This window comes from Shewanella sp. T24-MNA-CIBAN-0130 (assembly GCF_040310185.1).
Taxonomy (GTDB): Bacteria; Pseudomonadota; Gammaproteobacteria; order Enterobacterales; family Shewanellaceae; genus Shewanella; species Shewanella psychromarinicola.
This window is the reverse complement of the sequence record NZ_JBEOPP010000001.1, coordinates 1-14400: the sequence shown is the minus strand read 5'-3', so window position 1 is coordinate 14400 and position 14400 is coordinate 1. Positions and strand designations below refer to the sequence as shown.

Sequence of the window (14400 nt, the reverse complement as noted above, 5' to 3'; positions counted from 1 at the left end):
AAAGGTCAGTATTATGCACACTCAATACACGCACATTGTTTTAGGCTTAGGGGCTACAGGGCTCTCGGTCGTGCGTTTTTTAGCGACTAAAGGCATTAAACCTTTAGTGATGGACAGCCGTCGTCATCCGCCTGGTGCTGAGACGTTGGCACAAGAGTTTGCCGATATTGAATTATTAGCTGGTGGGTTTGATTGTCGCTATTTAGTTCAGGCCAGCCAAATTATTATCAGTCCAGGTGTACCGGTTGATACGCCTGAAGTGCGTGCTGCATTGGATATGGGCATTGAAGTTATCGGTGATGTTGAGCTATTTGCGCGCCACATTGCAGACAAAAAACCGTGTGTTGTCGGCATCACCGGATCAAACGGTAAATCCACGGTCACCACATTAGTATACGAAATGCTGCTCGCTGCGGGTAAGTCTGTTGCGATTGGCGGCAATATTGGTACACCCGCATTGGATTTATTAGCTCAAGATGCTGAAATTTATGTGCTTGAGTTGTCGAGTTTCCAATTGGAAACGACTTATTCGTTAAATTGTATTGCGGCAACGTGCCTTAATATTAGCGAAGACCATATGGATCGTTACAGCGATTTGAATTCATATCGCGAAGCCAAATTACGTTTATACCCGCAAAGTCGGTTTGTGATGTACAACCGTGACGATCAGCTGACTTATCCTTTTGAGCCGATGAATCAAAATAATTTTGGTTTAGACGTGCCAGAGGGTGATGCATGGGGATTAAGTGATGGCAAAATTTTTCATGGTGACAGTGAGATTATTAATTTAATTGATGTGACCTTAATTGGTAGCCACAACCATGCAAACTTAGTCGCAGCAATGGCATTAGCCGATGCTTGTGATGTGGGTAAAGCGGCCATGATTAAAGTGGCCAAAAACTTTGTCGGCTTAAGCCATCGTTGTGAGCTGATTGCGGTTAAACAAGGTGTGTCGTACATCAATGACTCCAAAGCCACTAATGTCGGCGCAACAGTTGCCGCACTTGAGGGGCTTAATTCACACTTAGGCGATTTGTACTTGATCGCAGGGGGCGCGGGCAAAGGAAGCGACTTTCGTCCACTGACAAAACCGCTGAGTAATATTACTCAATTGATTACCTTGGGGCGAGATGGCCCCAAGATAGCCAAATTAAAAAAAGGCACTCTTCAGGTGGCAACAATGGCCGATGCTGTCGCCAAAGCTGCTGAATTAGCGTCGTCGGGAGACATAGTACTATTGTCTCCTGCGTGTGCCAGTTTAGATATGTACAAGAACTTTATGGCCCGCGGTGATGATTTTAGGCAGTGTGTGGAGTTGTTAGCCAATGGCGAATAACGAGCCGCAACTGAGCTTGTTTAAACGAGGTCTTAATTGGTCTTTACCCTCGTTATTATCGGATGAGCATGCTCCTGATATGCTGCTGTACGACCGAAGTTTTGTAGTCGCGATTGTCGGCTTGATATGTTTTGGCTTTGTAATGGTAATGTCCGCTTCGATGCCTGAAGCGACCAAACTGACTGGCGATCCATTTTATTTTATGTACCGCCATGTGCTTTATCTTGTGGGCTGCGTGATTATTTCGTATGTGGTACTTAAGTTCGAAGTCAGTTATTGGGAAAAAAATAGCGGCATGTTGATGCTCGCCGTGTTGGTCTTATTGATAGCAGTGCTGTTTATCGGCACATCTGTTAACGGTGCGCGTCGTTGGTTGTCTATCGGTCCGATTAGGATCCAAGTAGCCGAAATAGCCAAGTTTGTATTTATTGTTTACATGGCGGGTTACTTGGTGCGTCGCCATGGTGAGCTTCGTGAAAACCGTAAAGGCTTTTATAAACCGATTGGGGTTTACGGTCTGTTCGCCGTGTTGATTTTATTACAACCCGACCTTGGCACCGTGGTGGTGCTATTTGTGTGTACGGTAAGCTTGCTGTTTTTAGCTGGTGCCCGCATTACTGACTTTATGGTGTTGGTTTTACTTGGCGTAGCAACATTCGTATTACTGGTGCTATTTGAGCCTTATCGTATGCGACGAGTGACCTCATTTATGGACCCGTGGGAAGATCCATTTGGCAGTGGTTATCAATTAACACAATCATTAATGGCTTATGGCCGCGGTGATTGGTTTGGTCAGGGATTGGGTAACAGTATTCAGAAGTTAGCGTATTTACCCGAAGCCCATACTGATTTCATTTTTGCGGTGATTGGTGAAGAACTGGGGTTTATCGGTATTATTATTGTGTTATCCACATTATTTTTTATTGCTATTCGTGCGATTAGATTAGGTAATTTATGTTTGAAAATGCAGCGACCATTTGAAAGTTATGTCGCCTATGGTGTGGGTATTTGGATATGTTTTCAGACCGTAGTGAATGTGGGAGCCAGTATTGGTATGTTACCAACCAAAGGGCTTACCCTACCGTTTATTAGCTATGGTGGCAGTAGTTTGTGGATTATGACCGCTGCTGTGATGTTGCTTGTTAGGATAGATCATGAACGTCGAGTTAGTTTGGTGCAAGCAGTACAAGGGAGAACGAGTTAATGAACAGTAATATTAGTAGCTCTCCTAAGATATTGATTATGGCTGGCGGCACTGGCGGCCATGTTTTCCCAGCACTTGCGGTGGCTAAGTACTTAGCAGACAAAGGTTGGCAAATTCGCTGGTTAGGTACTGCTGAGCGGATGGAAGCTCGCCTTGTTCCGCAACATGGATTTGATATTGAGTTTATTGATATTAAAGGCGTGCGTGGTAATGGACTTATTCGCAAATTAGCGGCACCGTTTAAAATTATTCGTTCAATCATTCAAGCCAAAGCCGTGATTGATGATTTCCAGCCCGACGTGATTTTAGGCATGGGCGGTTTTGCCAGTGGCCCTGGTGGCGTGGCAGGGAGATTATCAGGTATTCCTTTAGTATTGCATGAGCAAAATGCGATTCCAGGATTAACCAATAAATTGTTATCTAAGATTGCCAAAAAGGTATTGTGTGCATTCCCAAATACCTTTGCCAGCCACGTGGCTAATGTGGAGGTTGTGGGCAATCCAATTCGCCAAGAATTGATAGAGTTAGGCGGACAAATTAAAGCGTCACAAGCTGATGCGTTAAGAGTACTGGTGGTGGGTGGCAGTTTAGGCGCCAAAGTATTGAATGATGTCATGCCAGCAGTGGTTGCTCATTTAAGCAAGCACCATTCACTGACAGTTTGGCACCAAGTGGGTAAAAATAACCTCGCCACTGTGAAAGCGAGCTATCAACAACTCGGACAATCAGACAGTGTAAATGTTGCTGAATTTATTGATGACATGGAAGCGGCTTATCGTTGGGCCGATGTAGTGGTGTGCCGTTCAGGCGCTCTTACAGTATCAGAACTTGCTGCAGTGGGCTTACCGAGTATTTTAGTTCCGTACCCCCATGCGGTTGATGATCATCAAACCGTTAATGCATCAGTGCTTGTTGATGCAGGTGCAGGTTTTTTATTACCTCAAACCATTTTAAATGCAGATAATCTTGCAGAGAAATTGCAGTTATTTGCTAAAAATAGACAAGAACTGGTCCAAATGGGTCACAAAGCAAGAGGCGTGGCAGTATTAGATGCGACTCAACGAGTAGCAGATATTTGTGCCTCATTTGCGATAAAGGGTTGAAATGACAAAGACAGAAAGATACGCACAGCTTCGTAGCATGATCCCTGAAATGAGGCGGATCAAGCGCATTCATTTTGTTGGCATCGGTGGTGCTGGCATGGGGGGTATTGCGGAAGTACTTTTGAACGAAGGTTATCAAGTCAGTGGTTCGGATATCGCCATCAATAGAGTCACTGAACGTTTGGCGAGTTTAGGCGCAAAAATCATTATTGGCCATCAGGCCCAAAGTGTTGAACAGGTTGATGTGGTTGTCGTTTCGACTGCCATTAACCAGCAAAATCCTGAGATTATTGCTGCTAAAGAGTTACGCGTTCCGATCGTGCGCCGTGCAGAGATGCTGGCCGAGTTAATGCGTTATCGTCATGGTGTTGCGATTGCTGGCACCCATGGTAAAACCACGACAACCAGTCTAATCGCCAGTGTCTATGGTCAAGCTGGACGAGATCCAACATTTGTGATTGGTGGTTTGCTCAATAGTGCAGGTACTAATGCACGTTTAGGCACAAGTCGTTATCTCATTGCCGAAGCCGATGAAAGCGATGCAAGCTTTTTACATTTGCAGCCAATGGTGAGTGTGATCACCAATATCGAAGCCGATCACATGGATACCTATGGTGGTGATTTTGAAAAGTTGAAAAACACTTTTGTCGATTTTTTGCATAATTTACCCTTTTACGGCGTGGCAGTTATGTGCATTGACGATGAGGTTATTGGTGAAATTATGCCGCGAATAGGTCGTAAAATTGTCACTTATGGTTTTAGCGAAGAGGCTGATGTTCAGGCGATTAATTTTGCCCAGAATGGCTACCAATCAAGTTTTACCGTTAAGCGCCATGGTAAAGAGAATGTCGATTTTGTGGTTAATTTACCTGGAGAGCATAACGTACTTAATGCATTAGCCGCGATAGCTGTCGCCAGTGAAGATGACATTGATGATAGTGCGATTGTAGAAGCACTTGCAAAATTTGAAGGCATAGGCCGTCGTTTTCAGCATGTAGGTGAATTCGATACGCCTAATGGCAGTGTGATGCTCGTAGACGACTACGGCCATCATCCAAGTGAAGTATTAGCAACGATTAAAGCGGCGCGAGCAGGTTGGCCAGATAAACGCTTAGTGATGGCATATCAACCGCATCGTTACAGCCGTACCCGTGACCTATATGAAGATTTTGTTGACGTATTATCACAAGTAGATTGTTTATTGTTATTAGATGTTTATGCAGCAGGTGAAGCGCCAATACCCGGTGCCGATGGGCGCTCATTGTGCCGTTCAATTCGACTACGTGGCCAATTAGACCCTATTTTTATCGCCAGCCCAGATCAACTTGCGTCAGTATTATCTGATGTATTGCAACATGGGGATTTATTTCTGACTCAAGGCGCAGGTAATATTGGTAGCTTATCGAAAGAATTAGCCCAGAATAATCTGGGTTGTAAAGTGCCTGCAGAAGGTCAATAAAGTGATTGATTTCTCACCCATTATTGAGTGTGAAAATCGGGCTTTAATCCTTCTAAATTGGCCTATATAATGACCGATCTTTTGCGGCTAATGTCAGAACAACGTCAGAGGCGGATTTAAGGTGTCGTGGAGCGATAAAGGGCGGCAACTAAAACATAAACTGGCTCGTGTTAATTGGTATTTTTGCACTGGTGTAGTGTTTTTATGCAGTGTGCTTGGCACCGTAGTCTGGGGCGGTGTGCAACTACACGATCTGTTAAATGATGCAGATACACTGCCAATTGAAGCGGTTGCTATTAAAGGCGAGCGAATTTATACCACCGATGACGAAATTAAAAACGCATTGCAGTCATTAATGCAAAGTAGTTTTTTTAACGCCGATGTCGTGGATGTACAAAAAGCATTAGAGGCTTTGCCTTGGGTTTATCATGCATCAGTGAGACGAGAATGGCCGGCAAAGTTTAAGGTCACCTTGCAAGAGCAACAAGCTGTAGCGCATTGGAATGAAGTGTCGTGGCTCAATATTAACGGTGAGATATTTGATGCGCTAGCGCATCCCGAACATGATGCTCTACCCAAGTTATCTGGCCCAGAAGGGACTGAAATAGAAGTCTTGACCAGTTATCAGCAGTTAGATGATTTATTGACAATAAACGAGTTTAAGTTGGCTAGTTTACGCTTAAGCCCACGCCATGCCTGGCATGCCGTACTAGCAAATGGAATTGAAATTGAGCTTGGGCGAGAAGATAAAATGTCACGGATACAACGTTTTATTAATGTGTATCCTACTTTGAAGCAAAGTAATAAACCCGTTGCGACCGTTGATTTACGTTACGATACCGGTTTCGCCGTAGGTTGGGATGATTCAAAACAGAGAGTCGACAATAAATGACCAAAAATCAGGAAAGAAACCTCATCGTGGGGTTAGATATAGGGACATCCAAGGTCGCAGTGATCATTGGCGAAGTATTACCTGATGGTGAGATTAGTGTCATTGGTTTAGGTAATCATCCTTCTCGTGGCATGGATAAAGGCGGTGTAAATGATCTCGACTCAATTGTACGTAGTGTACAACGAGCGTTAGATCAAGCTGAGTTAATGGCGGATTGCCAGGTGTCATCGGTGTACTTAAGTATTTCGGGTAAACATATTGCCTGCCAAAATGAAAACGGCATGGTGTCGATTAACGACGAAGAAGTGACTCAAGAAGACGTTGATAATGTCATCCATACTGCGCGCTCGGTTAAGATCCCGACAGAACGTCGTATCTTGCATGTACTACCGCAAGAATATTCTATCGATGTTCAAGACGGGATTAAGAGCCCAATTGGAATGTCGGGCATGCGTATGGAAGCCAAAGCTCACATTGTGACGTGTGCCAATGACATGGCAAAGAACATTACTAAAAGTGTTGAACGATGTGGCTTAAAAGTGGATGACCTCGTGTTTTCGGGTATTGCCTCAGCGGATTCAGTACTCACAAATGATGAGAAAGATTTAGGTGTCTGCATTGTCGATATTGGTGGTGGAACGACCGATATTGCTGTATATACCAACGGCGCATTACGTCATTGTGCGGTGATCCCTGTCGCGGGTAATCAAGTCACCAGTGACATCGCCAAGATATTCAGAACACCGTTAACCCATGCAGAACAAATTAAAGTGCAGTTTGCTAGTGCCAGAAGTTCAACGGTAAGTCGTGAAGACAGTATTGAAGTGCCATCGGTGGGTGGTCGTCCTTCACGCAGCATGTCACGACATACTCTGGCAGAAGTGGTAGAGCCAAGATACCAAGAGCTGTTTGAGCTTGTTCTCAAGCAGTTACAAGATAGCGGTTTAGAAGATCAAATTGCAGCAGGGATTGTGCTTACTGGGGGAACGTCCTCGATATCGGGTGCCGTTGAAATTGCTGAAGCAACCTTTGGCATGCCAGTTCGTGTCGCATCACCGCTACCAGTAAAAGGATTATACGAATATGTGGATCAACCTATTTATTCGACAGGAATAGGGTTGCTTCATTATGGAGCAAGGCGAGTTATCGAACGTCAGTTCGAACGACCTGAGCGACAAGGGGTTACCAGCTTTTTGAATCGGGTCAAAAGTTGGTTTAAAGGTGAATTTTAATAACGCAGACAATCGGAGATCAGACAATGTTTGAGATCATGGATACACATTCAGACGAAGCGGTGATTAAAGTCATCGGCGTCGGTGGCGGCGGCGGAAATGCTGTCGAACATATGGTAAAGCACAGCATCGAAGGTGTTGAATTTATCGTCACAAATACAGATGCACAAGCACTGCGTAAATCAAGTGCGGGTTCAACTATTCAGCTTGGTCGCGACGTGACCAAAGGGCTCGGTGCGGGTGCAAACCCAGATGTCGGTCGTCAAGCCGCTGAAGAAGACCGCGAGAATATTCGTGCGGCGATTAAAGGATCTGATATGATCTTTATCGCAGCCGGTATGGGTGGTGGTACCGGTACTGGTGCTGCTCCAGTCGTGGCAGAAATTGCTCGCGAAGAAGGTATTCTAACGGTTGCAGTAGTGACTAAGCCTTTCCCATTCGAAGGGAAAAAGCGTATGGCCTACGCTGAACTTGGTATTGCAGAATTAGCAAAACATGTTGACTCTTTAATTACGATTCCAAACGAAAAGTTATTAAAAGTACTTGGCCGTGGCACATCACTACTTGATGCCTTTGCTGCTGCTAACAACGTATTGCTTGGTGCCGTTCAAGGCATCGCAGAGCTAATTACTCGCCCAGGTCTTATCAACGTCGATTTCGCCGATGTGAAAACCGTTATGTCTGAAATGGGTAATGCCATGATGGGTACCGGTGTTGCTCGTGGTGATGATCGCGCTGAAGAAGCTGCAGAAGCAGCTGTTGCCAGCCCATTACTTGAAGATATCGATTTAGCAGGTGCTCGCGGTGTGTTAGTGAACATTACCGCCGGTATGGATATCACCATTGAAGAGCTTGAAACTGTGGGTAATCACGTTAAAGCCTATGCATCTGAGAATGCAACTGTTGTTGTGGGTGCTGTTATTGATCCAGAAATGAGTGACGAATTGCGAGTAACCGTTGTTGCGACAGGTATTGGTGCAGAGAAAAAGCCAGACATTCAATTAGTGTCTAAGCCTGTTGCTCGTCCAGAGCCCGTTGTAATGGAGCCTCGTCCAGAACCTGTTGATGAAGTTGTATCACAACAAAGTTATGCTGCGTCAAAAGGTAATGCTGTTCCACAGACACAGACACAGACACAACCAGTACCGCGCACAGATGCTGACTATCTTGATATTCCAGCATTCTTGCGTAAACAAGCTGATTAGTACACGGATAAAACGCTATGTTTTTGCGTGACTAATGAGCGCGATGTGCTGACAAGGGTTATTTTGTAAACAGGTTTATAATTTGCTATGTGTTTGGCGTTTTTTTTGTGAAAAGCCAAATTTATGGTAAGATGTTGTACCAGTTATGCATGATAGCCTGAGGCTATAATTGCAACTATTTGTTTAATATTGATATTTATGGGCTTCTGAATGATTTTTCAAAGAACTGTTCAAAAAATGGTGAAGAGCACTGGTGTCGGATTACATTCTGGCAACAAAGTGACTCTGTGCATTAAGCCTGCACCTGTGAATACCGGGATTGTGCTAAAGCGTACCGATCTTAGCCCAGCTGTGTCTATACCAGCAAAGGCCAATATGGTTCGTGAAACAACAATGTGTACAGCCCTGGTAAACGATGACGGTATAAGAATATCAACTATTGAGCATTTGTTTGCTGCACTTGCTGGCTTAGGCATCGATAATGCTATTATCGAAGTTGACGCTCCAGAAATCCCGATTATGGATGGCAGTGCAAGTCCATTTGTGTTCTTACTGCAAAGTGCAGGTATTAAAGAACAGGCAGCCGCGAAGAAATATCTAAAAATCACCAAACCTGTGCGTGTTGAAGATGGCGATAAATGGGCCGAGTTAAAACCTTTCAAAGGGTTTAGAGTTGATTTTGAAATTGACTTTGCTCACCCAGAAATTGCTCGCAGTCAGCAACACATGGTGATGGACTTTTCGACATCAGCGTTCGTGAAAGACATTAGTCGTGCCAGAACATTTGGTTTTATGCGAGATATTGAATATCTACGTGCGAATAATCTTGCACTGGGTGGCAGCATGGAAAATGCCGTTGTACTTGACGAATATCGTGTATTAAACCCTGATGGTCTGCGTTATGAAGACGAATTCGTTAAGCATAAAATTCTCGATGCATTTGGTGACTTATATGTTGCTGGCCATGCCATTGTCGGTGAGTTTTCGGCTTATAAAACTGGTCATGCGTTAAACAACCAACTTGTCCGTGCATTACTTGCTCAGCAAGATGCGTGGGAATTAGTGAGCTTTGACAAAGAGGCTGATGTACCTGTCAGTTTCATGGTTCCAGGTGCGTTAACACTCGCTTAACTGGTTAAGATTGCCTATTACGGCTGGCTAATGCAGCCAGCCGTTTTAGTTTTTCACCTAAAGAACCATCGATATGTTCTGCTAATGCTTCAATATGTTTTGCAGCAGTGGTGCTGATCATATTTTGATTAGGTTGAGATTGTGGTTTTGCTAAGGCAAGTCCAGGATTGACTTTCACCTCAATACCGGTAAGCATCGGAAGCGTATCAGTTTGAAGCTGTTTTAATAGCTTCTGCTTTTGAAAGTTTATTCTAGCAGCCCATGCTGCTGATGTAGTTTCAATAACAAGAACACCCTGGCGGAGATTGGCGACTTTGAGCTGCTCGGCCACAGGACCATTTAACGTCTGTTTTACATAACGATTCAGATTATTAAGTAGTTCTGCTTTCTCGGCCAGTTCAGGCAGTCTCCCAGACAGATGAACTAAATTACTGAGATCTTGAGGGGGCTTTTTCATATGATAATTAGATGGCTGAATGAAGCTATGAGTGTAACAGTTTTTATCCAAGGTCGAAATGGTGTAACGCGCTGGCAACCTAGCAAGCGTTGGTTACTCCTACCTATTATTCTAATGGCCACAGGCACAGGAATATATCAATATAGCACTGAGCGTTTTGCTAACCAACAAGCGAAAGTTGATGAAAATAAACAACTGCGCCAACAGCAAAAGCAACAAGTGGTAGAACTCAAAACTGCAACAGAAACCCAGCTGACAACTTTGGTTGTTCATGTGGCCAAGATGCAAGCCAAAATCACCCGTCTTGAAGCCCTGGGGCAACAAGTAGCGCAAAATAACCTCCTTGATGATCAATTTGATTTCTCTACAGAAGTTGGTATCGGCGGTTTAAGCGAAATAGGCAATGGTGTCGAATTAAGTCAGCTTATCGATGAAATGAGTGAGCTGGCATCTAGAATTGATAATAATAACGTTCAGCTATCACTACTTGAAACAGTAGCATCTAATCTCCATATAGATGAAGAGCGTTTTATATCAGGGCGGCCAATCGATAAAGGTTGGTTATCTTCGTCCTATGGTTTACGAAATGACCCTTTTAATGGCCGACGAACAATGCATAAAGGTATTGATTTCGCCGGTAAAGAAGGGACAGATGTTACTGCGACTGCTGCAGGCGTAGTAACATGGTCAGGAAGGATGTCTGGCTATGGTGAGTTAGTCGAAATTGATCATGGAAATGGTCTTCGCACTCGGTATGGACATAATAAATCTCTGTCAGTAAACGTAGGTGACGTCGTTGCCAAAGGCGATAAAATTGCCAGTATGGGAAGCACAGGCCGTTCAACCGGCCCCCATGTGCATTACGAAGTGCTGCGCGGTAAACAACAAATAGATCCACAGAAATACGTCTACCGCAAAGCAAGTTAATAATATTAACGGTTAATGCGCTCAAATGAGCCAAACCTACAACAGATAAGTGATTAAGATGTTAGGCAAACTACTGACAAAAGTATTCGGAAGTCGCAACGACCGCACCCTGAAAAGTCTTGGAAAAATTGTTAATCAAATTAATGCATTAGAATCTGATTACGAAAAACTTTCTGATGAAGAACTTAAAGCTAAAACTGCAGAGTTCCGTACCCGTCTAGAAAATGGTGAAACGTTAGATAATATCATGGCAGAGGCTTTTGCTGTTGTACGTGAAGCATCAAAGCGTGTGTTTGAAATGCGTCCCTTTGATGTTCAATTACTCGGTGGCATGGTATTAGACAGCAATCGTATTGCTGAAATGCGAACCGGTGAAGGTAAAACCCTGACGGCAACCCTGCCAGCCTACCTTAATGGAATAACGGGCAAAGGTGTTCACATCATTACTGTGAACGACTACTTAGCAACGCGTGATGCTGAAAATAACCGCCCACTGTTTGAGTTTTTAGGCTTAAGTGTCGGGATTAACATTTCTGGTATAGGCCAATTTGAAAAGAAAGAATCCTATGCTGCCGATATCACCTACGGCACCAATAATGAATTTGGTTTTGACTACCTTCGTGACAACATGGCGTTTTCTCCCCAAGAACGTGTTCAGCGACCATTGCACTATGCCCTTATTGATGAAGTCGATTCAATTTTAATTGATGAAGCCCGTACACCGTTGATTATTTCTGGTGCGGCCGAAGACAGTTCTGAGCTATACGCTAAAATCAATTTATTAATCCCAAGTTTAATCCGTCAAGACAAAGAAGATACCGAAGACTATGTTGGCGAAGGTGATTACACAATTGATGAAAAGGGTAAGCAGGTTTATTTAACTGAACGTGGGCAAGAAAAAGTTGAGCTACTCTTAATTGAGAAAGGCATGTTAGCAGAAGGTGATTCACTCTATTCTGCGTCGAATATCTCTTTGTTGCACCATGCTCATGCCGCACTTCGCGCACATACCTTGTTTGAAAAAGATATCGATTATATTGTCAAAGATGATGAAGTCATTATCGTCGATGAACATACAGGTCGTACTATGCCTGGACGTCGCTGGTCTGAAGGCTTACATCAAGCTGTCGAAGCCAAAGAAGGCGCTAAAATCCAGAATGAAAACCAAACTCTGGCTTCTATTACTTTCCAAAACTACTTTAGACAGTATGACAAACTTGCCGGTATGACAGGTACTGCAGACACTGAAGCATTTGAATTTCAACATATCTATGGTTTAGATACTGTTGTTGTACCGACCAATCAGCCTATGGTGCGTAACGATATGCCTGATCTGGTCTATCTCACCGCGCCAGAGAAATATGCAGCTATTGTTAAAGACATTGAAGCTTGTCGTGAACGTGGTCAGCCAGTGCTTGTTGGTACCGTATCAATTGAACAATCTGAAGTTTTAGCATCATTACTAAAAGAAGCAAAAATTCCACACAGTGTATTGAATGCCAAATTCCACGAGAAAGAGGCAGAGATTATTGCTCAAGCCGGGCGTATTGGCGCAGTAACCATTGCAACAAACATGGCTGGCCGTGGTACGGATATTGTTCTGGGTGGTAACTGGAAAGTTGAAATTGAAGAATTAGTAAATCCAACGGCTGAACAGATTGCTAAGGTTCGTTCAGACTGGAACATTCAGCATGGTAAAGTACTCGAAGCTGGCGGTTTACATATTCTTGGTACAGAACGTCATGAATCACGTCGTATCGATAATCAGCTACGTGGCCGTTCAGGTCGTCAAGGTGATGCCGGTTCTTCACGCTTTTACTTGTCGATGGATGACAGCTTAATGCGTATCTTCGCCTCAGATCGTGTTTCAGGCATGATGAAAAAACTAGGGATGGAAGAAGGTGAAGCGATTGAACATCCTTGGGTATCGCGTGCTATCGAAAATGCCCAGCGTAAAGTAGAAGCGCGTAACTTCGATATTCGTAAGCAACTACTGGAATACGATGATGTTGCTAACGATCAGCGTCAAGTCGTCTATTCACAGCGTAATGAGTTAATGGATGCTGAAAGCATTCAAGAAACGATTCAGAATATCGAACAAGATGTGATCAGCGCTATTATCGACCAATATATCCCACCACGTTCACTCGAAGAGCTCTGGGATGTGCCTGGGCTTGAGCAACGCCTCAGTAATGAGTTTGGTCTAGCGTTAACGATACAAGAATGGTTAGATAAAGATGATAATCTGCATGAAGAAACCTTACGCGAACGTATCGTGACATCATGGACTGATTTATATAAAGCTAAAGAAGAAATGGTCGGTGCACAGGTATTACGTCAATTTGAAAAATCGGTAATGCTACAAACACTCGATGGACTCTGGAAAGAACACTTAGCTGCTATGGATCATTTGCGTCAAGGTATTCATTTACGTGGCTATGCACAGAAAAATCCAAAGCAAGAATATAAGCGTGAATCTTTTGAGTTATTCCAACAAATGCTTGAATCATTGAAAAATGATGTGATAAGTGTTCTATCTAAGGTCCAAGTGCAAGCTCAGTCCGATGTAGACGAAATGGAACAGCGTCGCCGTGACGAAGAAGCAAAGATCGAACTGGCTTATCAACACGCATCAGCTGAAGCATTAGGCAATGAAGATACACAACAAGCAAAAGCGCCTAAAACGGTGATCCGTGAAGGTGAGAAGATAGGCCGTAACGATCCATGCCCATGTGGTTCAGGCCAAAAATACAAACAATGTCACGGTAAACTCAGTTAATTATCAGTTCATCATTGATATTAGATAAAAAAGGTAGCGATTATTCGCTACCTTTTTTGTTTCTGTCATCTTAAAACTCTCTGATAAATTAACCAATTGTGGATAACTTTGGGGGTAAATAGTGGGTATCTTGTAGTTAAGTGGTGAAATGAATAAAAGATCATAAAAAGGTCATTTTTTTACACAAAAGCGCTTGCACTAAATCTCAAGCTGCCTATAATGCGCATCCACTGACACGGCATACAGCGAAAGCAAAAACCGGTTAGCGTTATTAACAACTACTTAGTAGTGTTGATAACAGGCAAAAAGAAGTTTGAAAAAACACTTGACGCCATAAAGGGAATGCGTAGAATACGCACCCCTGACCTACTGAAACGGTCAACGCTCTTTAACAATTTATCAAGTAATCTGTGTGGACATTCACAGGTATTGAGTTATTCGAAATTGTCTTCTGTTCTTCGGAATGTTGGCAATCAAAAAATTTCAACTCAATGCAACGATGAGTGTTCATAGTAATATGTACAAACATTATTTAGATTCTTCCGAGTCTAATTAATGAAATCAGAATTCATTGAGCCGAAAGCGTCGTTCTTACTTGTAAGAGTGGGGTTTTCAAAAAACTTTAATTGAAGAGTTTGATCATGGCTCAGATTGAACGCTGGCGGCAGGCCTAAC

General features: G+C 43.5%; 11 protein-coding genes. 10 read left to right on the top strand and 1 reads right to left on the bottom strand.

All coding sequences use genetic code 11. The annotated features are described in order from the left end of the window. Window positions 1–13 precede the first annotated feature (13 nt). The 8 genes from murD (at window position 14) to lpxC (ending at window position 9562) form a co-directional block, all read left to right on the top strand. Window positions 14–1336, top strand: a complete 1323-nt coding sequence (murD, locus tag AAEZ02_RS00055; protein WP_101033248.1) for a UDP-N-acetylmuramoyl-L-alanine--D-glutamate ligase — start codon at window positions 14–16, stop codon at window positions 1334–1336. After that, a complete protein-coding gene (gene ftsW, locus AAEZ02_RS00050; protein WP_101033247.1) occupies window positions 1326–2540 on the top strand; it encodes a cell division protein FtsW in 1215 nt (404 codons plus the stop codon). Before murD ends, ftsW begins: the two co-directional genes overlap by 11 nt. Next, window positions 2540–3643, top strand: coding sequence for an undecaprenyldiphospho-muramoylpentapeptide beta-N-acetylglucosaminyltransferase (murG, locus tag AAEZ02_RS00045; RefSeq protein WP_124012780.1), 1104 nt, complete (start codon window positions 2540–2542; stop codon window positions 3641–3643). Before ftsW ends, murG begins: the two co-directional genes overlap by 1 nt. Window position 3644: 1 nt before the next feature. Further along, on the top strand, window positions 3645–5102 hold the full coding sequence (gene murC, locus AAEZ02_RS00040) for a UDP-N-acetylmuramate--L-alanine ligase (protein WP_124012779.1): 1458 nt from the start codon (window positions 3645–3647) through the stop codon (window positions 5100–5102). Between the two features lie 121 nt (window positions 5103–5223). Further along, window positions 5224–5994 (top strand): cell division protein FtsQ/DivIB, encoded by a 771-nt coding sequence (locus tag AAEZ02_RS00035; protein ID WP_124012778.1) that lies wholly within the window; start codon window positions 5224–5226, stop codon window positions 5992–5994. Further along, window positions 5991–7226: a cell division protein FtsA gene (ftsA, locus tag AAEZ02_RS00030; protein WP_011639211.1), complete on the top strand. Its 1236-nt coding sequence runs from the start codon at window positions 5991–5993 to the stop codon at window positions 7224–7226. Before AAEZ02_RS00035 ends, ftsA begins: the two co-directional genes overlap by 4 nt. A 26-nt stretch (window positions 7227–7252) precedes the next feature. After that, entirely contained in the window at window positions 7253–8431 is a 1179-nt protein-coding gene (gene ftsZ / locus AAEZ02_RS00025) for a cell division protein FtsZ (protein WP_124012777.1), read from the top strand. 210 nt (window positions 8432–8641) lie between these two features. Next, window positions 8642–9562, top strand: a complete 921-nt coding sequence (lpxC, locus tag AAEZ02_RS00020; RefSeq protein ID WP_101033242.1) for a UDP-3-O-acyl-N-acetylglucosamine deacetylase — start codon at window positions 8642–8644, stop codon at window positions 9560–9562. Between the two features lie 4 nt (window positions 9563–9566). Here lpxC and AAEZ02_RS00015 read toward each other — a convergent pair whose 3' ends face one another. After that, window positions 9567–10019 carry a DUF721 domain-containing protein gene (locus tag AAEZ02_RS00015; protein ID WP_101033241.1) on the bottom strand — a complete coding sequence of 151 codons (453 nt, stop codon included), beginning with the start codon at window positions 10017–10019 and terminating at the stop codon, window positions 9567–9569. Window positions 10020–10046: 27 nt separating this feature from the next. On the opposite strand from AAEZ02_RS00015, the gene AAEZ02_RS00010 reads away from it, so the two are divergent. Continuing rightward, the gene (locus tag AAEZ02_RS00010) at window positions 10047–10946 is read left to right on the top strand and encodes a M23 family metallopeptidase (RefSeq protein WP_124012776.1); all 900 of its coding nucleotides are present in this window, start codon (window positions 10047–10049) and stop codon (window positions 10944–10946) included. Between the two features lie 58 nt (window positions 10947–11004). Next, the gene (secA, locus tag AAEZ02_RS00005) at window positions 11005–13725 is read left to right on the top strand and encodes a preprotein translocase subunit SecA (RefSeq protein WP_124012775.1); all 2721 of its coding nucleotides are present in this window, start codon (window positions 11005–11007) and stop codon (window positions 13723–13725) included. Window positions 13726–14400: the final 675 nt, after the last annotated feature.

Excerpts from the sequence above, each read along its gene's own strand:
- murD (WP_101033248.1), top strand. The coding sequence starts at position 14 with ATGCACACTCAATACACGCACATTGTTTTAGGCTTAGGGGCTACAGGG.
- ftsW (WP_101033247.1), top strand. The coding sequence starts at position 1,326 with ATGGCGAATAACGAGCCGCAACTGAGCTTGTTTAAACGAGGTCTTAAT.
- murG (WP_124012780.1), top strand. The coding sequence starts at position 2,540 with ATGAACAGTAATATTAGTAGCTCTCCTAAGATATTGATTATGGCTGGC.
- murC (WP_124012779.1), top strand. The coding sequence starts at position 3,645 with ATGACAAAGACAGAAAGATACGCACAGCTTCGTAGCATGATCCCTGAA.
- ftsA (WP_011639211.1), top strand. The coding sequence starts at position 5,991 with ATGACCAAAAATCAGGAAAGAAACCTCATCGTGGGGTTAGATATAGGG.
- ftsZ (WP_124012777.1), top strand. The coding sequence starts at position 7,253 with ATGTTTGAGATCATGGATACACATTCAGACGAAGCGGTGATTAAAGTC.
- lpxC (WP_101033242.1), top strand. The coding sequence starts at position 8,642 with ATGATTTTTCAAAGAACTGTTCAAAAAATGGTGAAGAGCACTGGTGTC.
- AAEZ02_RS00015 (WP_101033241.1), bottom strand. The coding sequence starts at position 10,019 with ATGAAAAAGCCCCCTCAAGATCTCAGTAATTTAGTTCATCTGTCTGGG.
- AAEZ02_RS00010 (WP_124012776.1), top strand. The coding sequence starts at position 10,047 with ATGAGTGTAACAGTTTTTATCCAAGGTCGAAATGGTGTAACGCGCTGG.
- secA (WP_124012775.1), top strand. The coding sequence starts at position 11,005 with ATGTTAGGCAAACTACTGACAAAAGTATTCGGAAGTCGCAACGACCGC.